This window comes from Pantoea sp. PNA 03-3, from assembly GCF_003201175.1.
Taxonomy (GTDB): domain Bacteria; phylum Pseudomonadota; class Gammaproteobacteria; order Enterobacterales; family Enterobacteriaceae; genus Pantoea; species Pantoea stewartii.
In genome coordinates this window covers 297,853-324,304 of sequence record NZ_QICO01000003.1, presented here as the reverse complement: position 1 = coordinate 324,304, position 26,452 = coordinate 297,853, and the positions used below count along the sequence as shown (strand labels likewise).

The 26,452-nt window shown below is 55.8% G+C and carries 24 protein-coding genes; 10 read left to right on the top strand and 14 right to left on the bottom strand.

Going from position 1 to position 26,452, the window contains the following annotated elements; genetic code table 11:
- The first annotated feature begins 120 nt into the window (after nucleotides 1-120).
- Together C7433_RS11385 and yfbR are read left to right on the top strand one after the other, a co-directional pair.
- Nucleotides 121-1,338 (top strand): pyridoxal phosphate-dependent aminotransferase, encoded by a 1,218-nt coding sequence (locus C7433_RS11385; protein ID WP_033740636.1) that lies wholly within the window; start codon nucleotides 121-123, stop codon nucleotides 1,336-1,338.
- A gap of 70 nt (nucleotides 1,339-1,408) precedes the next feature.
- Nucleotides 1,409-2,008: a 5'-deoxynucleotidase gene (yfbR, locus tag C7433_RS11380; protein ID WP_058701323.1), complete on the top strand. Its 600-nt coding sequence runs from the start codon at nucleotides 1,409-1,411 to the stop codon at nucleotides 2,006-2,008.
- A gap of 30 nt (nucleotides 2,009-2,038) precedes the next feature.
- Here yfbR and C7433_RS11375 read toward each other — a convergent pair whose 3' ends face one another.
- From C7433_RS11375 to yfbV, 3 genes are all read right to left on the bottom strand, one after another.
- Complete coding sequence (locus C7433_RS11375; RefSeq protein WP_058701322.1) at nucleotides 2,039-2,698, bottom strand: sugar phosphatase; 660 nt, start codon at nucleotides 2,696-2,698, stop codon at nucleotides 2,039-2,041.
- 13 nt (nucleotides 2,699-2,711) lie between these two features.
- Nucleotides 2,712-3,206, bottom strand: coding sequence for a YfbU family protein (locus C7433_RS11370; RefSeq protein WP_006120032.1), 495 nt, complete (start codon nucleotides 3,204-3,206; stop codon nucleotides 2,712-2,714).
- Nucleotides 3,207-3,348: 142 nt separating this feature from the next.
- Nucleotides 3,349-3,798: a terminus macrodomain insulation protein YfbV gene (gene yfbV / locus C7433_RS11365; RefSeq protein WP_006120033.1), complete on the bottom strand. Its 450-nt coding sequence runs from the start codon at nucleotides 3,796-3,798 to the stop codon at nucleotides 3,349-3,351.
- Between the two features lie 333 nt (nucleotides 3,799-4,131).
- Here yfbV and ackA point away from each other — a divergent pair, with 333 nt between their 5' ends.
- Nucleotides 4,132-5,334 (top strand): acetate kinase, encoded by a 1,203-nt coding sequence (gene ackA, locus C7433_RS11360; RefSeq protein ID WP_033740641.1) that lies wholly within the window; start codon nucleotides 4,132-4,134, stop codon nucleotides 5,332-5,334.
- Nucleotides 5,335-5,403: 69 nt separating this feature from the next.
- A complete protein-coding gene (gene pta / locus C7433_RS11355; protein ID WP_006120035.1) occupies nucleotides 5,404-7,551 on the top strand; it encodes a phosphate acetyltransferase in 2,148 nt (715 codons plus the stop codon).
- A 54-nt stretch (nucleotides 7,552-7,605) separates the two neighbouring features.
- Here the strand turns inward: pta and C7433_RS11350 are convergent, their stop codons facing one another.
- Together C7433_RS11350 and C7433_RS11345 are read right to left on the bottom strand one after the other, a co-directional pair.
- Nucleotides 7,606-8,691, bottom strand: coding sequence for an ABC transporter ATP-binding protein (locus C7433_RS11350; RefSeq protein WP_039339690.1), 1,086 nt, complete (start codon nucleotides 8,689-8,691; stop codon nucleotides 7,606-7,608).
- 265 nt (nucleotides 8,692-8,956) lie between these two features.
- Nucleotides 8,957-10,450, bottom strand: a complete 1,494-nt coding sequence (locus C7433_RS11345; protein ID WP_110268195.1) for a PLP-dependent aminotransferase family protein — start codon at nucleotides 10,448-10,450, stop codon at nucleotides 8,957-8,959.
- Nucleotides 10,451-10,567: 117 nt separating this feature from the next.
- On the opposite strand from C7433_RS11345, the gene C7433_RS11340 reads away from it, so the two are divergent.
- From C7433_RS11340 to C7433_RS11325, 4 genes are all read left to right on the top strand, one after another.
- Entirely contained in the window at nucleotides 10,568-11,830 is a 1,263-nt protein-coding gene (locus C7433_RS11340; RefSeq protein ID WP_110268194.1) for a 4-aminobutyrate--2-oxoglutarate transaminase, read from the top strand.
- Between the two features lie 113 nt (nucleotides 11,831-11,943).
- Nucleotides 11,944-12,969: an ABC transporter substrate-binding protein gene (locus tag C7433_RS11335; protein WP_033740647.1), complete on the top strand. Its 1,026-nt coding sequence runs from the start codon at nucleotides 11,944-11,946 to the stop codon at nucleotides 12,967-12,969.
- A gap of 45 nt (nucleotides 12,970-13,014) precedes the next feature.
- The gene (locus C7433_RS11330) at nucleotides 13,015-14,280 is read left to right on the top strand and encodes an ABC transporter permease (protein WP_006120039.1); all 1,266 of its coding nucleotides are present in this window, start codon (nucleotides 13,015-13,017) and stop codon (nucleotides 14,278-14,280) included.
- A gap of 10 nt (nucleotides 14,281-14,290) precedes the next feature.
- The gene (locus tag C7433_RS11325; protein WP_033740651.1) at nucleotides 14,291-15,115 is read left to right on the top strand and encodes an ABC transporter permease; all 825 of its coding nucleotides are present in this window, start codon (nucleotides 14,291-14,293) and stop codon (nucleotides 15,113-15,115) included.
- Between the two features lie 317 nt (nucleotides 15,116-15,432).
- Here the strand turns inward: C7433_RS11325 and yfcD are convergent, their stop codons facing one another.
- Entirely contained in the window at nucleotides 15,433-15,957 is a 525-nt protein-coding gene (yfcD, locus tag C7433_RS11320) for an NUDIX hydrolase YfcD (RefSeq protein ID WP_033740653.1), read from the bottom strand.
- Between the two features lie 110 nt (nucleotides 15,958-16,067).
- On the bottom strand, nucleotides 16,068-16,709 hold the full coding sequence (yfcF, locus tag C7433_RS11315; protein WP_033740655.1) for a glutathione transferase: 642 nt from the start codon (nucleotides 16,707-16,709) through the stop codon (nucleotides 16,068-16,070).
- Nucleotides 16,710-16,892: 183 nt separating this feature from the next.
- Here yfcF and C7433_RS11310 point away from each other — a divergent pair, with 183 nt between their 5' ends.
- Entirely contained in the window at nucleotides 16,893-17,792 is a 900-nt protein-coding gene (locus C7433_RS11310) for a TIGR01777 family oxidoreductase (RefSeq protein WP_033740657.1), read from the top strand.
- Nucleotides 17,793-17,821: 29 nt separating this feature from the next.
- Here C7433_RS11310 and C7433_RS11305 read toward each other — a convergent pair whose 3' ends face one another.
- The 3 genes from C7433_RS11305 to dalD are packed head-to-tail and all read right to left on the bottom strand — an operon-like array spanning nucleotide 17,822 to nucleotide 22,001.
- Nucleotides 17,822-19,102 (bottom strand): MFS transporter, encoded by a 1,281-nt coding sequence (locus C7433_RS11305; protein WP_039339700.1) that lies wholly within the window; start codon nucleotides 19,100-19,102, stop codon nucleotides 17,822-17,824.
- 34 nt (nucleotides 19,103-19,136) lie between these two features.
- Nucleotides 19,137-20,600, bottom strand: a complete 1,464-nt coding sequence (xylB, locus tag C7433_RS11300; RefSeq protein ID WP_058707791.1) for a xylulokinase — start codon at nucleotides 20,598-20,600, stop codon at nucleotides 19,137-19,139.
- 9 nt (nucleotides 20,601-20,609) lie between these two features.
- On the bottom strand, nucleotides 20,610-22,001 hold the full coding sequence (gene dalD / locus C7433_RS11295) for a D-arabinitol 4-dehydrogenase (RefSeq protein ID WP_110268193.1): 1,392 nt from the start codon (nucleotides 21,999-22,001) through the stop codon (nucleotides 20,610-20,612).
- A 192-nt stretch (nucleotides 22,002-22,193) separates the two neighbouring features.
- Here dalD and C7433_RS11290 point away from each other — a divergent pair, with 192 nt between their 5' ends.
- Nucleotides 22,194-23,168: a sugar-binding transcriptional regulator gene (locus C7433_RS11290; protein WP_006120048.1), complete on the top strand. Its 975-nt coding sequence runs from the start codon at nucleotides 22,194-22,196 to the stop codon at nucleotides 23,166-23,168.
- Here the strand turns inward: C7433_RS11290 and hisP are convergent.
- The 4 genes from hisP to argT all read right to left on the bottom strand — a co-directional run bounded on the left by hisP (nucleotide 23,161) and on the right by argT (nucleotide 26,292).
- On the bottom strand, nucleotides 23,161-23,934 hold the full coding sequence (hisP, locus tag C7433_RS11285) for a histidine ABC transporter ATP-binding protein HisP (protein WP_033740666.1): 774 nt from the start codon (nucleotides 23,932-23,934) through the stop codon (nucleotides 23,161-23,163). The two genes, C7433_RS11290 and hisP, sit on opposite strands and share 8 nt — an antisense overlap.
- A gap of 8 nt (nucleotides 23,935-23,942) precedes the next feature.
- Entirely contained in the window at nucleotides 23,943-24,659 is a 717-nt protein-coding gene (locus C7433_RS11280) for an ABC transporter permease (RefSeq protein ID WP_033740667.1), read from the bottom strand.
- A complete protein-coding gene (locus tag C7433_RS11275) occupies nucleotides 24,656-25,342 on the bottom strand; it encodes a histidine ABC transporter permease HisQ (RefSeq protein WP_033740669.1) in 687 nt (228 codons plus the stop codon). The genes C7433_RS11280 and C7433_RS11275 overlap by 4 nt, the downstream gene beginning before the upstream one ends.
- A gap of 167 nt (nucleotides 25,343-25,509) precedes the next feature.
- A complete protein-coding gene (argT, locus tag C7433_RS11270; RefSeq protein ID WP_110268192.1) occupies nucleotides 25,510-26,292 on the bottom strand; it encodes a lysine/arginine/ornithine ABC transporter substrate-binding protein ArgT in 783 nt (260 codons plus the stop codon).
- Nucleotides 26,293-26,452: the final 160 nt, after the last annotated feature.

Sequence of the window (26,452 nt, the reverse complement as noted above, 5' to 3'; positions counted from 1 at the left end):
AAGATGCTGAAGACGCCAAAACCACCTCGCGCCCTTCTTTTGTGTTCGTGAGGAGAGTACATTGTGCAGGTTTGTTTTCAGCGGCAGGCAAAAGGATTCTGCATATTAAGGCGGCCAAAAATGACTTTTCAAATTGATAAATCCGGCAAACTGGACAATGTGTGTTATGACATTCGTGGGCCGGTTTTAAAAGAGGCCAAGCGCCTGGAAGAAGAAGGTAATAAAGTTCTCAAGTTGAACATCGGTAACCCCGCGCCGTTTGGCTTTGAAGCGCCCGATGAAATTCTGGTGGATGTGATCCGTAACCTGCCCAGTGCACAAGGTTATTGCGATTCCAAAGGGCTCTATTCCGCCCGAAAGGCCATCATGCAGCATTATCAGGCGCGGGATATGCGCGATGTCACAGTAGAAGATATCTACATTGGAAACGGTGTCTCAGAACTGATCGTTCAGGCGATGCAGGCGCTGCTGAACAGCGGAGATGAAATGCTGGTTCCGGCACCGGACTATCCGCTCTGGACGGCAGCCGTGTCGCTGTCGAGCGGAAAAGCCGTGCACTATTTGTGTGATGAGTCCGCTGGCTGGTTCCCGGATCTGGATGATATTCGTAGCAAAATTACGCCACGCACTCGCGGCATTGTTATCATCAACCCCAACAACCCCACCGGTGCGGTTTACAGCAAAGAGCTGCTGATGGACGTGGTTGAGATAGCCCGTCAGCATAACCTGATTATATTTGCTGACGAGATCTACGATAAGATTCTCTACGATGCCGCACAGCACCACTCTATTGCCGCACTGGCACCGGACTTGTTAACGGTCACGTTTAACGGCCTGTCAAAAACCTACCGCGTGGCGGGCTTCCGTCAGGGCTGGATGGTGCTGAATGGCCCGAAAAAGCACGCAAAAGGCTATATAGAAGGGCTGGAAATGCTGGCTTCCATGCGCCTGTGCGCCAACGTTCCGGCGCAGCACGCAATTCAGACCGCCCTGGGGGGATATCAGAGCATCAGTGAGTTCATCGCACCGGGTGGTCGTCTCTACGAACAGCGTCAGCGTGCCTGGGAACTGATCAACGATATTCCCGGCGTCAGCTGTGTGAAGCCGGAGGGAGCGCTGTACATGTTCCCGAAAATTGATGCCAAAAAATTCAATATTCAGGACGACCAGAAGATGGTGCTGGACTTCCTGTTACAGGAAAAAGTGCTGCTGGTGCAGGGCACCGCGTTTAACTGGCCGTGGCCCGATCATCTGCGTATCGTAACCCTGCCGCGCGTCGATGACCTGGAAATGGCCATCAATAAGTTTGGCCGTTTCCTGCAAGGCTACCGCCAGTAGTCCTGTTGCATCTATACTGATGTCATTTTGGGGAGAGTTAACCTCTCCCCTGTCGTAAACAGGAATGACCATGACTCAAAGCCATTTCTTCGCCCACCTCTCACGCCTCAAACTGATTAACCGCTGGCCACTGATGCGTAACGTGCGGACCGAAAACGTCTCTGAACACAGTTTACAGGTGGCGATGGTCGCCCATGCGCTGGCCATCATCAAGAACAAAAAGTTTAACGGTAACCTGAATGCCGAGCGCATCGCGATGATGGCGCTGTACCATGATGCCAGTGAAGTGCTCACGGGCGATTTGCCTACCCCGGTGAAGTATTACAACGCGCAAATTGCCCATGAATACAAAAAGATTGAGAAAATCGCGCAGCAGAAGTTGATTGAGATGCTGCCCGAGGAGTTGCAGGACGTTTATCGCCCGCTGATTGATGAACATCTGCACAGTGAAGATGAGAAAGCGGTAGTGAAGCAGGCCGACGCACTCTGCGCCTACGTTAAATGCCTGGAAGAGTTGTCGGCAGGCAACAATGAATTCTTACTCGCCAAGGCGCGGCTGGAAAAAACCCTGACTCAGCGTCGCTCGCCTGAAATGAGCTATTTTGTTGAGGTGTTTATCCCAAGCTTTAGCCTGTCTCTGGACGAAATCTCGCAAGATACACCGCTCTGATTCGGGCGGCCCGATGCCGCCACTCTGCACTTAAGGCTGGCTGTGAAAGGCAAACTTACCCGCTGGCTGTCTGGTAATGATTAGTGACGTCAGTGAAGTCAGGCGCAGCGCCACGTCATCCAGTCGCGGTGTCTCGTCTGGCGCATTGACAGCAATGACGGCACAGCCCGCCGACAGCCCGGCGATCACGCCAGCAGGCGCATCTTCAACCACAACACAGTCGGCTGGAGACAGTTTCAGCCTTTCGGCACCCAGCAGGTAGGGATCGGGTTCAGGCTTACCCTTTGCTACCTGCTCAGCCGTAATGAAGACCGCAGGCAGAGGCAGGCCCGCCGCTTTGTGGCGGGCATGAGCCACTGGCACAGAACCTGAAGTAACAATCGCCCAGGGGATCTGCAGTTCATTAAGCTGAGTGAGCAGCGCCAGAGCACCTGGTAACGCCTTCACACCGTCCGTATCTTCCGCTTCCGTTTTTTCCAGTGCCAGGAACTCGGCCTGAATCGCGGCCTCTGACTGGCCGGCCATAAAATGACGCAGTGAGGTGATTGCCTGTTTACCGTGAATGAAGTCCAGAATTTCATCAGCCGCAATGCCATGACGTGCGCCCCAGTTAGACCAGGCACGTTCAACCGCCGGTAATGAATCCACTAAGGTGCCGTCTAAATCAAACAAAAAACCACTGTACTCCACACGTCACTCCTCATCAGGCGTTAATGATTTGCGCAATCTCGTTTACGCTTAAATGGTACTGGCGGGGACAAGTCTGCCATAAAGCCAGCATGCGTTGATACTTTTCCCACATCGGTGTTTGTGCATTGAAGCCGTGCGTGCCGGAATCAAAATGCGTGTAGCGCCCTTCCGTATTCACCATAAAGCGCACATAGCCAAGGTAGCGGGATTCCGTAGCCGCATCAAATCCCAGAAACGCCAGGCGCCGGGTATCGATCTCTCCTTCGGTTTTCAGATTAGACCAGGAAATCTGTAGCGCATGGTGCATTTCCATGATGTCGATGAGCGTACGGCAGGTGGCTTCAGAGAGTTCGCCGAACTCTTTATCCAGTTCACGCATCTGCAGGCTGTAGCCGCGCTCAATAATGGTCTGATAACGCCGAAAGCGCTCCGCATTCTCAGGCTCCAGCATCGCCATCATTTTGTACTGGTTCGCCAGAATTAAGCGTTGTGCGTGGGTCATTTCCATCTTTCTCTCCCTCAGCCCAGAGGCTGTTCAGGTTTTATACGATGGAAGGATGATGACACAGGGGGAGCGATGCGGAGGTTGCCACATCGCTTTTCATTGATTTAACCACAGATTCACATGCAATATTTCGGCACGCTGCAGGTTAGAGATCGTCCAGAAAAGTCCGGTCCAGTTGCTTAAAGGCGCGCTTCAGCAGATCGGCAAGCGCCTGATAGGTTGGCGTGCCTTCAACCGGCGCAATCGCCTGCCCTGCGGCTTCCAGTTTGGTGCGCACGTCATGAAACCAGCGCAGAAGCGTCGGCGGCAGCGGCGTGACCGAACGTTTGCCCAGCCACCACAATCCCTGCATCGGTAAACTGCAGGCGAAAAGCGCTGTCGCGACGGCAGGGCCCAGTTGCCCACCCATCGCGATCTGCCAGGTCAGTGTAAACACCGCCAGCGGGGGCATAAAGCGAATGGCAAAGCGCGTGGCCGTTGATACCCGGTTTTCGGGAAAGACCGGTGCCAGACGTTTATCATTGGGCCACGTCTTCATATAATGCTGTCCGCGCTGAAACATCCGGAACCAGCCCGTGTTAGATTGATTCGCCATGGCTCGCCTCAACTAATGCTGTATTTTTTGAAAAATAACTATAACGACACAACTTTACGCAACATCCTTCAAATCTTTTTGTCTTTAAAGGTGACTCCGGCTATTCTGACGCCGTTTTAGTCGCGTCAGTGTCGCAACCTTCTTTGTCACAGAGGCGATAAGACCCGTTTTAAGCGTGATTTAAAATTTATGCGTAAAAACTCAACTTTTTTTGCGTATAACGCATTATTTTGACCCGGGTATGACTTTAGTCATTAATCTGGCAGCTTCAATAGGCTACGCTGTATGTCTGATTGCGTTTTTTTTAGCCACTTTTAACAAATAGGTACTTCCATGTCGAGTAAGTTAGTACTGGTCCTGAACTGCGGCAGCTCATCCCTTAAGTTTGCCATTCTGAATCCCACCACCGGAGACGAATTTCTGTCAGGTCTGGCTGAATGTTTTCACCTGCCCGAAGCGCGGATCAAGTGGAAGCTTGACGGCCAAAAACAGGAAGCACCTTTAGGTGCTGGCGCTGCCCACAGCGAAGCACTGAATTTCATTGTTAAAACAATTCTGGCACAAAAACCAGAGCTTTCGGCACAAATCGCTGCAATAGGTCATCGCATCGTCCACGGCGGTGAAAAATTGACGCAATCGGTCGTGATCTCTGACGCTGTCGTTCAGGGTATCAAAGATGCCGCTTCTTTTGCACCGCTGCATAATCCTGCTGGCCTGATCGGCATTGATGAAGCGATGAAAAACTTCCCCCATTTGTCTGACAAGAATGTGGCGGTTTTTGACACCGCTTTCCATCAGACAATGCCGGAAGAATCCTATCTCTATGCGCTGCCCTATGCGCTCTATAAAGATCACGGCGTGCGTCGCTACGGTGCGCACGGTACCAGCCACTACTATGTGACCCACGAAGCGGCAAAAATGCTGAATAAGCCGCTGGAAACCCTGAATATCATCACCTGTCACCTCGGTAACGGTGGATCGGTTTCTGCCATCCGTAACGGCGAATGTGTGGATACCTCCATGGGGCTGACGCCGCTGGAAGGCCTGGTGATGGGCACCCGCAGCGGTGATATTGATCCGGCCATCATCTTCTTCCTGCACGATACATTGGGCATGAACGTGGATGCTATCAACAAGATGCTGACCAAAGAGTCCGGTCTGTTAGGGCTGACCGAAGTCACCAGCGACTGCCGCTACGTTGAAGATAATTACGCCACGAAAGACGATGCCAAACGCGCAATGGACGTATTCTGCCATCGCCTCGCCAAATACATCGGCAGCTATACTGCGCTGATGGACGGCCGTCTTGATGGCGTGATCTTCACCGGTGGTATCGGTGAAAATGCGGCGATGGTCCGCGAGTTAACGCTGAAGAAACTGGCTCTGCTGGGCTTTGAACTCGATCATGACCGCAACCTGGCCGCGCGTTTTGGTAAAGCGGGCTTCATCAACAAAGAGGGCACGCGTCCGGCACTGGTTATCCCAACGAATGAAGAGTTAGTCATCGCCAGGGACGCCGCGCGTCTTACCGCCTGATATCCTTTCTCCGTCAGCTCAGGCTGACGGTGTTATTTTGACACCCAGTGAACTCTGAGAGGTGCAATCGTGTCACGTACAATTATGCTCATTCCGACCGGCACCAGCGTCGGCTTGACCAGCGTTAGCCTTGGCGTTATTCGCGCCATGGAACGTAAAGGCGTTCGACTGAGCGTTTTCAAACCCATTGCTCAACCACGCGCCGGTGGCAATGCGCCCGACCAAACCACCAGCATCGTACGCAAAAATTCCGGTATTCCTGCGGCAGAACCGCTGCCCATGTCACGCGTTGAATCCTTGCTGGGATCCAATCAGCAGGACGTGCTGATGGAAGAAATCATTGCCCGCTATCATGCAAATACGCAGGATGCAGAAGTGGTGCTGGTGGAGGGCCTGGTGCCCACGCGCAAACATCAGTTTGCCAGCGCCCTTAACTACGAAATTGCTAAAACGCTGAACGCTGAAATTGTGTTTGTGACCGCGCTGGGTAATGACTCGCCGGCCCAGCTTAAAGAACGTATCGAACTGACGCAAAGCAGCTTTGGCGGTGCGAAGAATAAAAACATCACCGGCGTCATTATTAACAAGCTGAACGCGCCGGTCGACGAACAGGGCCGGACGCGTCCCGACCTGTCTGAAATCTTCGATGATTCCACGAAGGCCAGCATTGCCAATATCAATCCCGACCAATTGTTTGCCAACAGCCCGTTGCCCATCCTGGGTTGCGTGCCGTGGAGCTTTGATCTGATCGCGACCCGCGCGATTGATATGTGCCGCCACCTGAACGCGCGCATCATTAATGAAGGTGAAATTCAGACGCGCCGCGTGAAGTCGGTAACCTTCTGTGCCCGCAGCATTCCTCATATGCTTGAGCACTTCCGTCCAGGCTCGCTGCTGGTCACCTCCGCAGATCGTCCGGATGTACTGGTTGCCGCCTGTCTGGCCGCCATGAACGGCGTAGAGATTGGGGCTATTCTGTTAACCGGTAACTACGAGATCGACGAGCGGATCGCCAAACTGTGCGAACGCGCGTTCCAGACCGGTCTGCCGGTCTTTATGGTCAAAACCAATACCTGGCAGACATCACTGAGTCTGCAAAGCTTCAATCTGGAAGTGCCGGTAGACGACACACAGCGCATTGAGAAAGTGCAGGAATATGTCGCAGGCTACATCAATGCAGACTGGATTGAGTCGCTGACCGCCACCTCTGAACGCAGCCGTCGTCTGTCCCCGCCGGCATTCCGTTATCAGTTGACCGAGCTGGCACGTAAAGCCGGTAAACGCATCGTCCTGCCAGAAGGTGATGAGCCTCGCACCGTGAAAGCGGCCGCGATCTGTGCCGATCGCGGCATTGCGACCTGCGTGCTGTTAGGTAACCCGGATGAAATTCAGCGCGTGGCCGCAGTACAGGGCGTTGAGCTGGGTAAAGGCATTGAGATTGTTGACCCTGAAGTGGTTCGCCAGAACTACGTTCCGCGTCTGGTTGAACTGCGTAAAAACAAAGGTATGACCGAAGTGGTGGCGCAGGAACAGCTGGAAGACAACGTGGTGCTCGGTACCATGATGCTGGAGCGTGGCGAGGTAGACGGCCTGGTTTCAGGTGCGGTGCATACCACGGCCAATACCATTCGTCCGCCGTTACAGCTGATTAAAACCGCCCCGAACAGCTCTCTGGTCTCGTCGGTATTCTTTATGCTGCTGCCGGAGCAGGTGCTGGTCTATGGCGACTGCGCGATTAACCCGGATCCTACCGCTGAACAGCTGGCTGAAATTGCTATCCAGTCTGCCGATTCCGCCAAAGCCTTCGGTATTGATCCGCGCGTGGCGATGATCTCCTACTCGACCGGTAACTCCGGGGCAGGAAGCGACGTCGAAAAAGTGCGCGAAGCTACCCGTCTGGCACAGGAAAAACGCCCGGATTTGGTCATTGACGGTCCGCTGCAGTATGACGCGGCGATTATGGAAGACGTCGCGAAATCGAAAGCGCCAAACTCGCAGGTCGCGGGTCGCGCAACGGTATTTATCTTCCCGGATCTGAATACCGGTAACACCACCTATAAAGCGGTGCAGCGCTCAGCCGATCTGATTTCTATCGGGCCGATGCTGCAAGGGATGCGTAAACCCGTTAACGACTTGTCGCGCGGTGCGCTGGTGGACGACATCGTCTATACCATTGCCCTGACAGCAATTCAGTCACTCCAGGCGGAAGGCCAGTAACAAACCGCCTGACCGGTAGTGAGAACAAAGAGCATGCAGCCCGCATGCTCTTTTTTATTGCAATGTCACATCCAGCGCACGTAAATGCTGTGGCTGCCAGGAAAGCATAACCTCGCTCCCCGGTTTCCACTCAGGCGCGACATCGGATGAGGCCAGTTTCACCATAAAATTCCCCTGCCCGGCCACGTCGGTCAGCATGCGGACATGATCACCCAGATAGATAAACTGTTGAATGGTAGCCTGCACAGACTGGTCGCCCGGTTTTGGTGCGTTCACGTTGATGCGTTCGGGCCGGATGCTGAGCTGGATACGTTTGCCAGGCGAACTGGGTCGGACTTTCAGCGCGTCCAGATGAACGCCATTATCCAGTGCCACCTGATAATACTCGCCCTTTTGACCCGATTGTGTGGCTAACAGGCAGTTATTTTCGCCGATAAACTGTGCAACAAAGGCATTATCTGGCTGCTCATAAAGCTTACTCGGGCTGTCCATCTGCTGAATCATGCCATCATTAAACACCGCGACCCGGTCTGACATGGTCATTGCTTCGCTCTGGTCATGCGTGACGTAAACGATGGTCAGCCCAAGCAGGTTGTGCAGTTGCTTGATTTCCATCTGCATATGCTCACGCAGCTGTTTATCCAGTGCCCCTAACGGTTCATCCATCAGGATCAGCCTGGGTTCAAAAACCAGTGCCCGCGCCAGCGCTACACGTTGCTGCTGACCACCCGACATCTGGGCAGGATAGCGATCGGCCAGCGACGTCAGTTTAATCATATCCAGCACGCGCTTAACCCGTACTTTGATATCCGCTTTGCTCAGGCGACGTATGGATAGGGGAAATGCCAGATTCTCCGCCACGGTCATATGGGGAAACAGCGCATAATTCTGAAACACCATCCCGATATCACGCTGATGGGGCGGCAGCGTGTGCAGGGGTTTATCACGCAGCAGAATCTCGCCATCGGTGGGCGTTTCAAAGCCCGCCAGCATCATCAGGCTGGTGGTTTTCCCCGATCCTGAGGGCCCTAACAGCGTCAAAAACTCCCCTTCTGCCACGTCCAGATTAAGGTTGCGCACCACCAGCTTGTCGCCGTCGTAACTCTTTTTGATATTCCTGAAACTGACAAAATTTCTCATGGCGTATTCTCGAAAACAGGATGGAAAGGGTTTCGGCACGATTCATGCATCATCCGTTTGACATGCGAATCCTGGCGGGCCTTTTTTTAGCACTACCATAACGCCGCTGATTCGCACAAGCAGAATTTTACAAAATAAAACGAACGGGCTTGCAAAGCCTTCTTGCAGGCCATTGTATTCTATTGTCTTTTTAAATTTAACATTACCTTAACGTGAATGAGATCACAGAATCAGGCAAGATAAGAGGTTGCACACTTGTGGTGCCTCAGGGAGAAACTGAGGCGATTTGCAGGTGATGTTCCAGACGGGCAAGGACAGGCGCGAACGCATTGGGGATATCCGCTTCGTCAACGCAGGCATAGCCCAAAAGTAACCCACGCTGCGGCGTGCCTTGCAGGTAGTAGGAAGACAGCGGGCGCGTCAGCACACCGCACTGTTCAAGCTCAGCGCTGAACGCCACATCGTCGATGCTGTCGGGCAGTCTGAGCACCAGATGCAGCCCCGCATTGCTGTGATGCACAATCCAGTCGGCCCCCAGCGACTGGCTGATCACGGCGACCAGCGCCGCGCGGCGACGACTGTAGATCTGCCGCATCCGCCGTACATGAGCCGCATAGTGCCCTTCGCGGATAAACGCGGCCAGCGTGAGCTGCACCAGCCCATAACCGCCGCGATAGAGCTCGGAGTGCGCCATTTTCATACGCGTAGCCATGGATTTAGGCACCACCATGTAACTGAGTCGAATGCCGGGATACAACGTTTTGCTGAACGTCCCCAGGTATATGACAGGCGCATCCGCCGCCAGCCCTTGCAGCGCGGGTATCGGGCTGCCGGAAAAACGGAACTCGCCATCGTAGTCATCTTCCACCACCCAACTGCCGCTGCGCTTCGCACGCTCCAGTAACTCATGCCGCCGTTGCAGGCTCATCACCGCACCCAGTGGATACTGATGGGAAGGCGTCACGCAGATTAAACGCGGCGCAGGGCTGTCAGGCTGCTCCGGGGGCAGCACCAGCCCCTGCTCGTCAACCGGCGTAGGGATCAGCGTAACGCCGTTCACCGCCAGCACGTTACGAATGCCCCAGTAGCCAGGTTCCTCTACCAGCGCCCGGTCACCCGGATCGCACAGCATCTTTGCCAGCAGATCCAGCGACTGATGCGTGCCTGCGGTCACCAGTACCTGCTCGGGGCTGCAGTTGACGGAACGAATCACCCGCAGGTAATCGGCCAGCGCCTGTTGCAGCTCGGTGCAGCCGCCGTGGCTGGCATAGCTCAGGTTCTCAACGGGCAGGCGTCGGCTCAGACGAAGCTGGATTTTGCGCCAGATGTCGTGCGGCATGTGACTGACATCCGGTACGCCGGGCATAAACGCCCCCCACTGATGACTTCCGGCACCGCTGTTTGCCAGTAATCGCGATCCCCGACGGGACAGCCTGACGGGCTTCATTGGCGCCGAAACCGGCCTGACCAGCGGCCCGCCTGGCACCTCTTCAGGCAGCACCGCACTGACAAACGTGCCGCTGCCTGTGCGGGTTTGTAAGTACCCCTCTGACTGCAACTGTTCATACACGGCCAGTACGGTATTGCGTGAGACCGCGAGTTCGCGAGCAAGGTCGCGGCTGGCGGGCAGCCGTGTTGCGGTGGCAATGGATCCATCCTGAATCGCCGCCTGCAGCGCGTCATACAGTCGCTTATTCAGCGTACCGCCGGACAGCGCGGCCAGCCGTTGTGCAAGCAGGTCACCGAGTAAGCTTCGCAAAATTGGTACCTCAAAATAAAAAAAACTGGCTCTGGATTATAAAACCCTGAAAACGCTAAAACCAAGAAGGCAAATTCCACTGTAACAATATGGAAACAAACACCACGAGGTCGCGTTATGAGTAACAGTGAAGTGCAGGTCCGTCGTCTCAATGCCACGCCACGCGGCGTGGGCGTCATGTGCGATTTCTATGCGGTGAAAGCTGAAAACGCCACGCTGTGGGATCACGAGGGCCGCGAAATCATCGATTTCAGTGCCGGCATTGCCGTACTGAACACCGGACACCGTCATCCTAAGGTCATCGCCGCCATCAAAGAACAGCTCGACTGTTTTACCCATACTGCATTTCAGATCGTGCCCTATGAAAATTACATCGCCCTTGCGGAAAAACTGAATGCGCGGGTGCCCGTCAACGGCCCTGCTAAAACCACCTTTTTCTCCACCGGCGCGGAAGCGGTTGAGAACGCGGTAAAAATTGCCCGCGCGGCGACCGGCCGTCCCGGCATCATCGCGTTTACCGGCGCGTTTCACGGGCGCACCAACATGACGATGTCGCTGACCGGCAAAGTGACCCCGTACAAAACCGGTTTCGGTCCTTTTGCTGGCTCAGTATTTCATGCCCGCTACCCGAATGCACTGCATGGCTGTAGCGTCGAGGACGCGCTGGAGAGTGTACAAACGATTTTTCGCTGCGATATCAGCCCGCAGCAGGTCGCAGCGATCATTTATGAGCCGATCCAGGGTGAAGGCGGTTTCAATGTCGCACCGGCGGCCTTCGTCACCGCGCTGCGTAAGCTGTGCGATGAACACGGCATCCTGCTGATTGCCGATGAGATTCAAAGTGGTTTTGCCCGCACCGGGAAACTGTTTGCCAGTGAGTACTATTCCGATGTGCAGCCTGACCTGATTACCATGGCGAAAAGCCTGGCCGGCGGGATGCCGTTGTCGGCCGTGTCCGGACGGGCTGAGATTATGGATGCCCCGTTACCCGGCGGGCTGGGTGGCACCTATGCGGGAAGTCCTCCTGCCATTGCAGCCGCACTGGCCGTACTGGAGGTGATTCGTGAGGAGAACCTGTGCGAGCGCGCCCTGCAACTGGGCGGGCAGCTGGCCGAAACGCTGAAAGGCGCGGGTTGTAACGCGCTGGCGGACGTGCGTGGGCGGGGTTCGATGATTGCGGCTGAGTTCTGCGACAGCACAGGAAAACCGCGCGCGGACATCGCCAAAGCCATCCAGCAGGCGGCACTGGACGAAGGCTTACTTCTGCTCACCTGCGGTGTCCACGGTAACGTGATTCGCTTCCTTTATCCGCTGACCATCCCGGATGCACAGTTCCGGACGGCATTAAATCTGCTGAATCGCATTCTCGGTCAACACTAAGTTGAGCTGGCTGGCTGCCCGTTCCGCAGTCAGCTGAGCTGATGGCATCAGGATTGCAACGCAAACACCAGGCAGTGAGTTCTGCCTGACAAGAATAATTCAGGAGTTCGGGGATGATGAAAAAAATAGCGGCAATGGTGCTGGCAGCCGTGGCGCTGCAGGCACAGGCGGAAACCCTCACGGTAGTGTCCTTCGGCGGGACGAATAAAGACGCACAGGATAAAGCGTTCTATAAGCCGTTCATGGCCGCGGGAAAAGACAGCATCGAAGCAGGCGAATATAACGGTGAGATGGCCCGCATCCGCGCCATGGTCGAAACCAAACAGATCGGCTGGGACGTCGTCGAACTGGAAACTCCGGAACTGGAGCGCGGTTGTGAAGAAGGTCTGTTTGAAACCCTGGACTGGAGCAAAATTGGCAATAAAGCGGACTTTGCCAAAGGCAGCGTCAGCGAATGTGGCGCCGGTTTCTTCGTCTGGTCAACGGTACTGACCTACGATGGCAACAAACTGAAAACCGCCCCCACGAGTTGGGCCGATTTTTGGGATGTAGAAAAATTCCCGGGCAAACGTGCGCTGCGTAAGAGCGCAAAATATACCCTGGAAATCGCGCTGATGGCGGATGGCGTGAAGCGTGAAGATGTCTATAAGGTGCTGGCCACACCTGCGGGCGTGGATCGCGCCTTTAAGAAGCTTGATGTACTCAAGCCCCATATTCAGTGGTGGGAATCCGGGGCACAGCCGCTGCAGTGGCTGGTATCAGGCGACGTGACGCTGGCCTCGGCCTATAACGGCCGTATCGGCACCGCCCAGGCAGAAGGCCATAACTTTAAAATCGTCTGGGATGGCAACCTGTATGACTTCGATAACTGGGCGATTGTGAAAGGCTCAAAACATAAAGCGCTGGCAGAGAAATTCATCGCCTTCTCGCTGCAGCCTGAGAACCAAAAGGTCTATGCCGAAAATATTCCTTATGGCCCCGCCAATATCAAAGCAGGCAAACTGCTGGCGGCGGATCGTCTGGCTCAACTGCCAACAGCGCCCGAAAACATGGCCAAAGCCGTACAGGTTAACGCCACGTTCTGGCTGGAGCATGGTGAAGAACTGGAACAGCGTTTTAACGCCTGGGCCGCGAAATAACCTGCTGCCGGACGCGATCCGGCAGCCCCTTTTCAGGAGGTCGGCATGAGTCAAAACCCCGTGATGGATTCAGCGCCCGTCAGACGTACAGAACGCGCGTTCAGCCTGCGCCACTCGTTCAACCGGGCAGGTTGGTTAAAAACACAACGCTCTCTGTTTTTAGTGGCCCCGTTACTGATTTTCGTCGTGGTGTGCTTTTTATTCCCTATCGGCTCTATCCTCAGCATGAGCGTGAGCAATCCTGAGCTTAATGACGCCTTACCCCAAACCAGCCAGGCCCTGGCGAAATGGGACGGTAAAGCGCTACCGGATGAGAGCCTGTATGCACTGCTTGCAAAAGAAGTCAGCGCGGCACGCGAACAGGGGCAGATTTCGGGGATTGCGAAGCGGTTAAGTTATGAAGATAACGCGTTTCGCCGCCTGATCCTGGCCGTACCGCGCCAGGCGCCCGAGGATGGCCTTAACGTCAAAGCCACCCTTATCGACAAACAGCCCCTGTGGGGCGAGTTATCCACCTGGCAAACCCTGAAGCGCGTAGCAAAGCCTTATACCAGCTATTACCTGCTGTCGGTGTTTGACCATAAAGTCGATGCCAGAACGGGTGAAATCACCGCGCAGTCGCCGGATCAGGCGCTGTATGTCAACGTCCTGCTGCGCACCTTATGGATGGCCACCGTCGTGACGTTATTGTGCGTGGGGCTGGGTTATCCGCTGGCCTACTGGCTGGCGAAACAGCCTTCTAACCGGGCCAATCTGTTGATGATTATGGTGCTGCTGCCCTTCTGGACCTCACTGATTGTGCGGACGGCCAGCTGGATTGTGCTGTTACAGTCCGGCGGATTAATCAACCGCACGCTGATGGGCACCGGGCTTATCGACAGCCCGCTCACCCTGGTGTTTAACCGGGTGGGGGTTTACATCTCCATGACCCATATATTGCTGCCTTTTATCGTGCTGCCGCTGTATGCCGTAATGAAAGGCATATCCCCCAGCTATGTCCGCGCGGCGGTGTCGCTGGGCGCGCATCCGTTTGTCGCCTTCTGGCGCGTCTATGTGCCGCAGACCTTTGCCGGGATCACCGCAGGTGCGTTGCTGGTGTTTATGATGGCGATTGGCTACTACGTGACGCCAGCCCTGCTGGGCGGCCCGGACGACCAGATGGTCAGCTACTTTGTCGCCTTCTTTACTAACAGCACGATGAACTGGGGCATGGCCGCCGCCCTGGGCAGCCAGTTACTGATCATTGTCACGTTACTGTATGTGGTCTATTCGCGCGTTACCCGCACTTCTTCTGAAGCCGCGGTGCGTTAAGGAGCAAATGATGAGACAACAAGGTTCCACGCTGCTGCGGGTCTGGCGTTACCTGTTTAATTTTTACGGTGCCGCCGCCCTGCTGTTTTTAATAGTGCCGGTGCTGGTGATCGTGCCGTTGTCGTTTAACGCCAGTTCGTTTTTAAGCTATCCCCTCAGTGGCTTTTCATTGCGCTGGTACGACGCGTTTTTCCATTCTAACGAATGGCTGGGCGCGCTGATGAACAGCCTGCTGGTGGCTCCGCTGGCCACCCTGCTGGCCACCGTGCTGGGCGTACTGGCCGCGATGGGCCTGGTACGGGGCGACTTTCGCGGTAAAGCGCTGGTGATGGCAGTCATCATTTCACCGATGGTGGCACCGGTGGTGATCATCGCGGTGGGCATGTTTTTCTTCTTTGCCAAACTGTCCCTGCTAAACAGCTATCTCGGGCTGGTTCTGGCTCATGCGCTGCTGGGCGTCCCGTTTGTGGTGATCACGGTTGTGGCCGTCCTGAAAAGTTACGACACCAACCTGACGCGCGCCGCCGTCAGTCTCGGCGCCTCACCACTGCTGGCGTTTTGTAAAGTCACCCTGCCGCTGATTGCACCGGGCGTGTTTTCCGGGGCGTTATTTGCCTTCGCGACCTCCTTTGATGAAGTGGTCGTCACGCTGTTTCTTGCCAGCCCTACGCAGCGGACGCTACCGATTCAGATGTTTGCCGGTATCCGCGAGAACCTCGATCCCACCATTGCAGCGGCGGCCACCATTATGATTGCGGCCTCTCTGTTGCTCCTGATCGTGATGGAAGTGCTGCGCCGCCGTGGCGAAAAAATGCGTCAGCCGCAGCCGGTCTGACGCTCGTTACTTGCTTTCCGCACGCACCACACCGCCCTTTCCACTGAGAGGGCGATTTTTTATTGCTCCCGGGCACAGGCGCGTGATGTCAGCCACGATCCTCACAATGGGTTAACGATCAAACGTCTTAATGCAATACCTGACTGAGACATCGTCAAGACAGACTGGCGCGGTGGCGGAAAAGCGAAAGCCGACGCCCGAGGAAGAATGACGCTGCCCGCCAGGAAAAGACTGCCGTCAATCATCTTGTGGAACGCGTTGCCGCAAAAGAAGGAAGGATGCTTTGCGAACGGCAAGGCGTTCGCAAAGCAGAAAACTCAGTTGCTGTTTTCGTTATTGCGGCTCAGCCACAACGACAGCGCTTTGAGTGAATCATCGGTAAACTCGTCGCAACGGGCGGTGATTTCATCCGGCGTCATCCAGAAGATTTCATCGACCTCTTCTTCCTGCATCGCAAACGGGCCGTGAGAAACGCAACTGAACAATCCGCCCCAGACGCGGCAGTGCTCATCTTCGAAATAGAACTTGCCATGCTCCGCAAAGGGCACGTCGGCAATACCCAGCTCTTCTTCCGCTTCACGTCGGGCAGATTCCAGCATATCCTCACCGCTCTGCACCACGCCGCCTGCCGTCGCATCCAGTTTACCCGGCATAAAATCTTTGATTTCAGTACGGCGCTGAACTAGTATTTTCCCCATACCATCGTGAACCACGATATAGGTCGCGCGGTGACGTAAGCATTGTGCACGCATCTGCGCGCGCGTAGCCTGCGCAACGACTTCATTCTCTTCGCTTACGATATCGACCCACTCGATCTCGCCACCAGCAGTTTGATCCACCATCCGTAACCCTTTCCTGTTTAGCGTGTCTTCATGCACGCGCTGTTTGCCACATCTATATCATAGTGTGTCGTAAGGTAATCACTTATGACAACTTGAGCAAGCGCCGATCGTTAGCGATGTTTACCGCTCTCCGTCAACCACAACTGCACCGATGCACGCTGCCACTGAAACTCAGCATAATGCTGTAAACGGGTTGGCAGGGGATCACCGTGAAGCGCCAGTCGATTAAGCATGACAGCCAAATCGGTATCTGCAATCGACCACTCACCAAAAAGGTTTTGCTGCCCTTCCGGTAACAGCCGCTGTACGGCACTTATCAGCTTATCGGCCGCCTGAAGCGCAGCGGGCGAAAGCGGCGCAAAGCGCTCTGCGGCGAACAGCACTTCTGTGGGACGCTCCTGTCTGATCGGCAGCAAATCACTGCGTAGCCAGGCCTGAATCTCCCGGGCGCGCGCGCGTTTCTCGCGATCTTTAGGATAGAGCCGTTCAAATTCTGGCGCGGCAAAGCGCTCTTCAAGGTATTCACAAATGGCTGAGGACTCACTCAGCATAAACTCATCAACCTGTAACGTTGGCACACGGCAGGTCAGTGACAGGCTACGGTAGGTGTCGTCAAGCTGCTGGTTTTGGGATAAATCAATGCGCCTGACGCTAAAAGGGATCCCCTTTTCCGTCAGCGCAACGTAAACCGACATCACATAAGGACTGAAAAACGATGAATCTGACCACAGGGTAATGGAGGGGTAATTCATCTGCTACCTCGATATCGCTGACAGGGGTGCATCATGTTTACCGATTTTTATTTCTGAAAACAACCCGGTGCTGGTCCGATGTTTGCCGCCACCGCACGAAATTACGAAGCGGCTCACGCCAGCCGGTAACGACTCTTCTATGATGAAGTAAGCAAAAAATAAAAAATCAGACGGAGCCGCACTATGCATATCTTAATGACCGGTGGAACCGGGCTTATTGGCCGCCATCTTATTCCGCAGTTACAGGCGCGTGGTCACACGATCAGCGTGGTGACCCGCGATGTCGTAGCCGCACGGGAAACGCTGGGCGAAAATATCGCCTTCTGGTCTGGCCTCGCACAGCAGCATTCGCTGGATGGGGTGGATGCCGTGATCAACCTGGCCGGTGAACCGATTGCCGATAAACGCTGGACCGAGCCGCATAAGCAGCAACTGTGCGAGAGCCGCTGGCAAATCACAGAACGTATTGCCTCACTCATCAATGCCAGCACCACGCCGCCGCGCGTGTTGATTTCGGGGTCGGCGACCGGCTTTTACGGCAACAGTGGTGAAGTGGTCCTGACCGAAGAGGATCCCGGCCAGAATGAATTTACGCATACGCTCTGTGCCCGTTGGGAACAGCTGGCACTGACGGCACAAAGTGACCGGACGCGCGTCTGCCTGCTGCGCACCGGCGTGGTGCTGGCGCGTGAGGGCGGCGCCCTGAGCAAAATGAAACTGCCGTTCAGGCTCGGCGTCGGTGGCCCGCTCGGCAGCGGTAAACAGTATATGCCGTGGATCCACATCGATGACATGGTCAACGGCATCCTGTGGCTTCTGGATCATGACGACTGCCAGGGCCCGTATAACATGGTCGCGCCCTATGCGGTGCGCAACGAGCAGTTTGCCGCCACGCTGGGCGAGGTCATGCACCGCCCGGCTTTCATGCGCACGCCCGCCAGCGCCATTAAGCTGATGATGGGCGAATCCTCGGTGCTGGTGCTCGGTGGACAACATGTGCTGCCTAAACGGCTGGAGGCCGCAGGGTTTCGCTTCCGCTGGTATGACCTGCATGATGCCTTAAAGGACGTGGTTAAGGGGTAATGCCGGGGGAGCCTGTGGCTCCCCTTCTTCTATTGCGATGTTACTGCGGACCCTGACTTGCGCGCTGTACGTTGCGCGCCATGATGAGGCTGCGGCACACGGATAATAAACGTCAGCACCCCGGCAAACAGATACAAGCCGGTATAAGCCCACACCACCCCGACGATATCAAAAAACGGCAACAGCATAGAGGCGATGGCCGGCGCGACAAAATTGCTCATCCCCGCTGACAGGTTATAAACCGAGACCGCCGCGCCCTGATGATGCGGCTCCAGCGTGGGAAAGACGGCCGTCATCGGCACAAACGCCGCGACGAAAATCCCCAACATGACGGCCGGAATAAGGGCGACCATGAAGTTATGACCGGCATAAACGGGCAGATAGTAGAATGCCAGACTGGAGAGCGCCATGCCCAGACAGCCAAACCAGCGCACCTGACGGATCCAGCCAATCCGCTCGCCCATGATGCCCCAGAAAATATTGGTAAAGATGGTGACAAAGAAAAACACCGCCCAGATTTGTAACCACTCCGACAAGGTGAAACCCAGCCGATCCACAAACAGCAGCGGCATGATGATGGCAAAACCAAACAGCGACAGCGTATTAATAATGCGGATCAGGCAGGCGTAAAACACATGCTGATTAGTAAACAGGATGGTCACCGCCCGGGACATTTCCGTCATTTTCTCGCGCATCGGTAAGTGCACGCGTGAGCGGTCGACCGGCACATGGCGCAGGCTAAAAAACGCCAGTACGCCACCGCAGGCCACCCAGGCAATCGCCAGCCATAATGTCCCGGTTTCACCAAGAGAGGGAATAATCAGGCTGGGCAGATAGCTTCCGACCACACCAATCCCTACCGAATACATTGCCCAGAACCAGCCCGTCGCCGCCGCGAGGCGTTCACGCGGTAACACCTGGACCAGCAGCATCATAAAAGAATAGATAAACAGCGGATAAGCCAGGCCGCGAATGCCGTAGAACAGCAGCATAAGGGGATAATTACGCAGTCCCAGCCCCAGGCTCATGAACAGGGCATGCATGACAATCCACAAGACAAAACCGATTAACATGGCGCGCTGAGGCGTAATCAGTTCCGCCACCACGCCGGAGGCCCAGGCGGCCAGCGCGACCGCTAAACCGTAACAGGTAAACACCAGCGCCGACTGGCCCGGCGTGAAGCCCATATCGGTGATATGGCGTGACAGAAATGCCATTTCGAAACCGTCTCCTGCCATAAAAATCGCAATGGCGACGAATCCCCAGATCAGCTGTTTGGGCAAGCCAAACCAGTACGCAGTTGCATGCATAACGATGGTCCTTCTCTGTTCGGTTACAGGTTAATCAGGCCAGTGAACGGGTCTGAACTTGTTGGTGATATAGCGCGCGGAATCGTGCCAGACGTTGTTGCAGCACCGCGCGAACTTCGGGGTCTGGCAGGTAGCGGGCCTGCACGGACGGTTTGCGGCATACGGTCGCTTCATCCCCGCCCGTCGCCAGCCAGGCCAGTCGCGCCGCGCCCAGCGCGCCGGACGCGCTGGCCGGATGCGTCACCACCGGAGAGTCCAGCACATCGGCAATCAGCTGCGCCCACAGGCTGCTGCGCGCGCCGCCACCGGTCAGGCTGAACTGCGTGATGTCCTGCCGTCCGTCGCCCAGAACGGCCAGACCGTCGGCCAGGCCAAACGCGACACCTTCCAGCACCGCGTATCCCAGGAGGGCGCGCTGAGTTTCGTGGCGCAGGTCATAAAACGCGCCCGTGGCATCAGGGTCGTTATGCGGCGTGCGCTCGCCAGAGAGATAGGGCAGGAAAAGTGGGGCCCGCTGTTTCTGTGTTGGGCTCAGCTCAGCCACGTCCTCAAGCAGTTGATTTTCACTGACCGACAGCAGCTGACATACCCAGCGCAGGCAGCTTGCAGCACTGAGCATGACGCTCATCTGGTGCCAGCGACCAGGCAGCGCATGGCAGAACGCATGCACACCGGACTGCGGATCGGCCCGTAGCCGATCGTTGACCACAAAAATCACGCCGGAGGTCCCAAGGGAAATAAACGCATCGCCAGGGTGGATGGCACCGACGCCGACCGCTGACGTGGCGTTATCGCCACCGCCGCCGGCAACGATCACCGCTGTCGACAGGCCCCATTCGCGGGCAAGGTCAGGTCGCAACGTGCCGCTGACCGCATTGCCCTCCACGATTTCAGGCAGCTGCTCGCGACGCAGCCCTGTCGCGGCCAGTAGCGCGTCTGACCAGTCGCGCGTCGCCACGTCCAGCCATAATGTCCCGGCGGCATCGGAGGGATCCGTCACCCATCGTCCGGTTAACCGCCAGCGCAGGTAATCTTTCGGCAACAACACTTTGCTGATGCGGCTAAAGCAGGCGGGCTCGTGCTGCGCAACCCAGCGCAGTTTGGGTGCCGTAAAACCCGGCATGATCATGTTGCCGCTGATTTGCATCATCTCGGGATGGTGCTGATGTAGCCAGTTACATTCCGCCGCGCTGCGCGTGTCGTTCCACAAAATACAGGGCCGCAAAATGTCGCCCTGTTCATCCAGCAGCACCGCACCGTGCATCTGGCCGGACAGGCCTATCGCCGTGACAGCCGACCAGGCCTGAGGCGCCTGCTGACGCAGACGCGCCATCACCTGTTGGCAGGCGTGCCACCAGTCATGCGGATGCTGCTCTGCCCAGTGCGGATGCGGCCGCTGCACCTGCAAGGTGGCATGTTCAGATGCCACAATGTCGCCCTGCGCATTCAGAATCAGCGCTTTCAGCTCGGATGTGCCAATATCGATACCCAGGTACATGTCGTTCCCCTATGCCACAGCCAGTTTCTGTTCCGGCTGGGCCAGCCATGTCGTGAGCCCGGCCACGGTAGCGGTGAGGCGTGCATGAAAATCGGCGGAAGTCGCCAGCGCCCCAAACAGGGAAGGCTGCGTCATATAGGTCCGCAACGGATCGGGCTGGGTGAACCACTGCTGAATCACGTCGGGTTGCAGAACACCATCCTGATAGTCGTAAGGCAGTTCGCCCAGCGCCCAGCGCTGCAAAAACAGATAAAACAGGGCCGGTAACACCACGCTGGCCGCAGGTGGCGTTCCGCGCTGATAGCACGCCTGCAAAGTGGGCGTGACCATCGCCGGGATTTTCGACAGGCCATCCGCCGCCACACGCTGGTTGGTGTCTTTGATCCAGGGGTTACTGAAGCGCGACAGTACGACATCGCGGTATTCAGCCAGATTTAAGGGACTGGGGGACAACGACGGGATGACATCCTGCGAAACATACTCCCGGGCCATCTGATGAATCGCTTTCTGCCGGGTACTTTCGTCGATGTAGCGCAAGCCGATCAGCGTGCCCGCCCAGGCAATCGCGCTATGGGTGGCGTTGAGGATGCGGATCTTGGCTTCTTCCCAGGGCAACACCGACTCCACCAGCTCAACGCCGACCTGCTCCAGCGCCGGACGCCCGGCAATAAAGTCATCCTCAATCACCCACTGGATAAAGGATTCCGCCATCACCGGCACCGCGTCATCTTTACCCGTGGCCGCCAGCACACGTCCGGCAATATCCGCCGTAGGACGCGGTGTGATCCTGTCCACCATGGTATTCGGCGAGGTGGTGTGAGTCCGCACCCAGTCAGCCAGCGCCTCGTTCCCTTGTGCGTTAAGAAACGCCAAAAAGCCCTGGCGGAAACGCTCACCGTTATGGCGCAGATTATCGCAGTTCAGCAAGGTAACGGGGCCGCCGCCGTTCGCGACGCGCGCCGCCAGGATCCGCGCCAGCGCACCATAAAGGGTGCGCGCCTCGCCCTGCAGATCCGCGCGAATATCGGGCTGCTGTAGATCCAGCGCATGTTCCGTCGTCAGGTAGTAACCGGCTTCCGTCACGGTAAAAGAAAGGATCCGGGTGGCAGGATCGGCGCCCTGATGCACCAGAGCGCGAAGCGCCTTATCCCAGGGCAGAATCTTGCGAATCGAGGTAATCGTTTCATAGTCGCGTTCGCCCTGCGGCGTGACCGTTTCCAGCACATACTCGCCGTGCTGCGCAGCCAACTGGGTCAACAGCGGTGACGCATCCTCACGGATGTTCCCCAGCGCAATGTGCCACCGACTGTCCCCTTGCTGCATCAGCCGGTGCAGATACCATGCCTGATGAGCGCGATGAAAAGAGCCTGCCCCAATATGCATCCACACGGATGTTGTCATAGTCACCTCAATAAGCATTTGTCATAACAGAGGGCAATTGCCCGAACACTGTATGTTAATCAGAGGTTACGAGTATTATCTGTGACAGATCTCACGATACAATCAATTGCCCAACATATGAGCTTTTGCCCTGATAGGTTTTTTCCAGCTGTACGCGATAAACTAGCGATTCGCTGAGAAGGGAATGCCGTGATGAACAAAGAAGAGAAAAAGCAGGAACTGGCTGCACGCGCCGCCTGGATGTATTACGTGGCCGGGTTAACACAGCAAGAGATTGCCCGGGCGCTGGGACTCTCCAGGCAGGTTGCCCAGCGCCTGATTTCAGGCGCACGCGAAATGGGTATGGTCAGCGTCAAGATTGACCATCCTGTCACGCACTGCCTGCGCCTGGCACACGCGGTGCAGGAAGCCTTTGGCCTGCAGCACTGTCGTGTCGTCCCTTCTGCCGGGCTGGATGACCACGCTATTCAGCAAATGCTGGCGGTCGAAGGCGCAGAGGTTATGTCGCAGTTTATCAACGATGACCAGCCGCAGGTGTTTGGTATCGGTTCGGGTAAAACTCTGCGGGCGATTATTGATGCCCTGCCCTGGGTGGAGCGGCCCCAGCACCAGTGTGTTTCCATGATTGGTGCTATTGCGCGAGACGACTCCGGCACCCGCTATGACGTGCCGCTCAAGCTGTCTGAAAAAATGCAGGGCAAGTATTTCTTTATTCCTGCGCCGCTGTATGCCGACAGCCCGGAAGATAAACAGATGTGGTGCCAGCATCAGGTCTATCAACGCGTGGTCAGTCGGGCCTTACAGGCCAGTATGACCTTTCTCGGCATCGGCGAAGTCACACCCGGCTGTCCGCTCCATGCTGAAGGGTTTATCACCGACAGCCAGGTTCAGGCACTCAACGCGCGCGGCGTCGTTGGCGAAATGCTTGGCCACTTTTTCAATCAACAGGGTGAACGTGTGATGGGCGAGACCGATGCGCTGCTCACCAGCGTCACGCTGGAAAGCCGGACAACGCGTCCGATCATCGGTTTTGCAGGCGGCGAGCGCAAATTTGCCGCCATTCGGGCGGCATTAACAGGCGGCTGGATCTCGGGTCTGGTCACGGACGAATCTACCGCCACGCGCCTGTTAAGCGATGGCTCAACAGGCGCGGATCGGCTTACTTAAGAGAACCTTTCAGGAACTGCTGAAGGCGCGGGCTTTTGGGATTGCCGAACAACTCTGTCGGCGGCCCCTGCTCTTCAATCTTACCCTGATGCAGGAAAATCACATGGCTGGAAACGTGACGGGCAAACTCCATTTCATGCGTCACCACCACCATGGTTTTGCCCTCTTCGGCCAGCTTCTGCATGATGCGCAGCACTTCCCCGACCAGTTCCGGGTCAAGGGCAGAAGTTGGCTCATCAAACAACAGCACCTCGGGCTCCATCGCCAGCGCGCGGGCAATCGACACACGTTGCTGCTGGCCGCCTGACAGGTGCACCGGATACTTTGACTGCGCACGCTCATCAATGCCGACTTTATTCAAATAGGTGACAGCGCGTTCGCGCGCCTGGGCTTTGCTCAGGCCCAGCACCTGAATCGGCGCTTCCATGACATTCTCCAGCACCGTCATGTGGCTCCATAAATTAAAGTGCTGAAACACCATCGTCAGGCGGGTGCGCAGCAGGCGCAACTGCTCTTTGTCGGCCACCTTTAGCTGACCGTCGGTATCACGGACCAGCGAAATGGCGGTGTTATTGACCGTAATGGTGCCTTCGCTCGGTTTTTCGAGGAAGTTAATACAGCGCAAAAAGGTACTTTTCCCTGAGCCGGACGATCCAATAATACTGATGACATCGCCCGCATTAGCATGTAAAGACACGCCTTTTAATACTTCATGTTCACCGTAACGTTTATGCAGTTCGGTGACGCTTAATTTGTTATCAGCCATAGTCTTACTCAATGCGATGAAGAAGGTTTCACATGGGCCAGCCAGCGACGCTCCGCCAGGCGGAACAGGCTAATCAGTGTGTAGGAAATAATCAGGTACAGGACGGCCGCAATGCCAAACGCGGTAAAGGGCTGATACGTTGCCGCGTTGATGTCCCGGGCGATTTTGAGCAAATCAGGCACGGTTGCCGTAAAGGCCAGCGCGGTCGAGTGCAGCATCAATATCACCTCATTGCTGTAAACCGGCAAGGCGGTGCGCAGCGCAGAAGGCAAAATAATACAGCGATACAGTTTAAACGTTGAGAAACCATACGCGCGCGCGGCTTCAATTTCCCCGTGAGGCACAGCACGAATCGCACCGGCGAAAATCTCCGTCGTATAGGCGCAGGTATTCAGGGTAAACGCCAGTAAGGTACAGTTCAGTCCGCTGCGGAAAAACGCATTCAGCAACTCGGTGCCTTTCACGATCTCCAACGTATACATGCCGGAATAGAATACCAGCAGTTGAACATACAGCGGCGTACCGCGAAAAACATAGGTAAAGAGCCAGACCGGCAGGCTGATAAAGCGATTCGGCGACACGCGTGCAATCGCCAGCAGTACCGCCATACAGCCGCCCAGCACCACCGAAACAATCAGCAGCCATAGCGTAATCGCCACGCCGGTGAAGCGGTAACCGTCAGTCCAGAGCAGTGATTTCCAGTACTCGTGGATAATCTCAATCATAGCTCTGCCCTCTTCACGCCAACCGTGTAGCGGCGATTGAGCCACCACAGCACGCCGTTAGACAGCGTGGTAAACACCAGATAGATCACACCCGCGACGATGGCGAAATAAAACGGCTGCCAGGTGCTCTTGCCCGCCAGCTGCGTGGCTTTAACCACATCTTCCAGCCCCAGCAGCGAGACCAGCGCGGTCGCTTTCAGGATCACCTGCCAGTTATTACCAATCCCGGGCAGCGCATAACGCATCATCGCCGGAAAGAGGATGCGACGGAAAACCTGGGAACCGGTAAAACCAAACGCGGTCGCGGCTTCGATTTGCCCTTTGGGCACGGCCATAAAGGCCCCGCGAAACGTCTCGGTAAAATAGGCCCCGTAGATGAAGCCCAGGGTGATAATGCCCGCGACCATAGGATCGATATCGAACTGCGCCAGACCCAGCGCATCGGTGATGTGGTTCAGCACTATCTGCAGACCGTAGAAGATCAGGAGCATCAGGACGAGATCGGGCACGCCACGAATCAGCGTCGTGTAGCCCTCAAAAATAAGCGACAGCAGGCGATGACGTGACAGCTTCGCGCCTGCGCCAATCAGCCCGAGAATCACCGCCAGCAGCACGGAACTCAGTGCCAGCTCCAGCGTGACCAACGTGCCTTTTAAAATGACATCAGAATAGCCATACAACATGGAAAAGATCCTGTCGTGGGGTGGAAACGGCGCTGAACCCGCCACGTGGGCGGGCAGCGTTGCTTCTGGTAAGGCATCAACCACAACGCAGAGGTTGCCGGGGCCAGTGCGGCCAGGGCAACCAGGCGTTATCCGGTCAGGCGATTACCAGAGGCAAAGTCGACAGGTTAGTCACCGTACACGTTGAAATTAAAGTATTTATTCGCAATTTTGTCGTACGTACCGTCTTTGCGCATGGATTCAAACGCTTTATCAATGGCCGCTTTCAGCTCGGTGTCATCTTTACGTAATCCTATACCGGTACCGACGCCAAAAATCTTGTCATCTTTCACGGCCGGACCGGCAAAAGCGTAGTCTTTACCGACAGGCTGCTTCAGGAAGCCTTCAGCCGCCTGCACTTCATCCTGGAATGCGGCATCAATACGGCCCGCAGTCAGATCCTGGTACACCAGATCCTGGTTCGCATAAGGCGTGACGGTCACACCTTTTGGACGCCAGTACTGGTTAGCATAGGTTTCCTGCGTGGTGCCTTGCAGCACACCGACGTTTTTGCCTTTCAGCGATTCAACCGTCGGCAGAATTTTCGAACCTTTAGGCGCGACTAAACGGGCATTGGCCGCATAGAGTTTGTCAGAGAAAGCAATCTCTTCCTGACGTTTCGCGGTGATAGAGAGCGAGGAGATAATAGCGTCGATTTTTTTAGCTTTCAGCGACGGAATCAGCGCGTCAAAGTCGCTTTCCACATAGGTACATTTGGTCTGAATACGTTTACAGATTTCGTTAGCCAGATCGATATCAAAACCGACTAACTGTCCTTGCGCGTTTTTTGACTCAAACGGCGGGTATGTTGGGTCAGTGCCGACACGAATCGAGGCCGGTACGGCTGCAAATACGCTGGCCACACTGGACAGGCCCAACATTAAAGAAAGAGCCAGAACACGCTTCTTCATAGATTACCCTCAGCAAATTATTGTTATGTGATGCATGATGTGTGTTTGCAACGAACACTGCCAGTAACCTGTGCACGTTTCGTGCCAGTTATGCAGGTCTGCCGCGCACCCAGCCCGCCGTTTTTGCCACATAAAGGCTGGGTTTGTGAAAGGAATATAT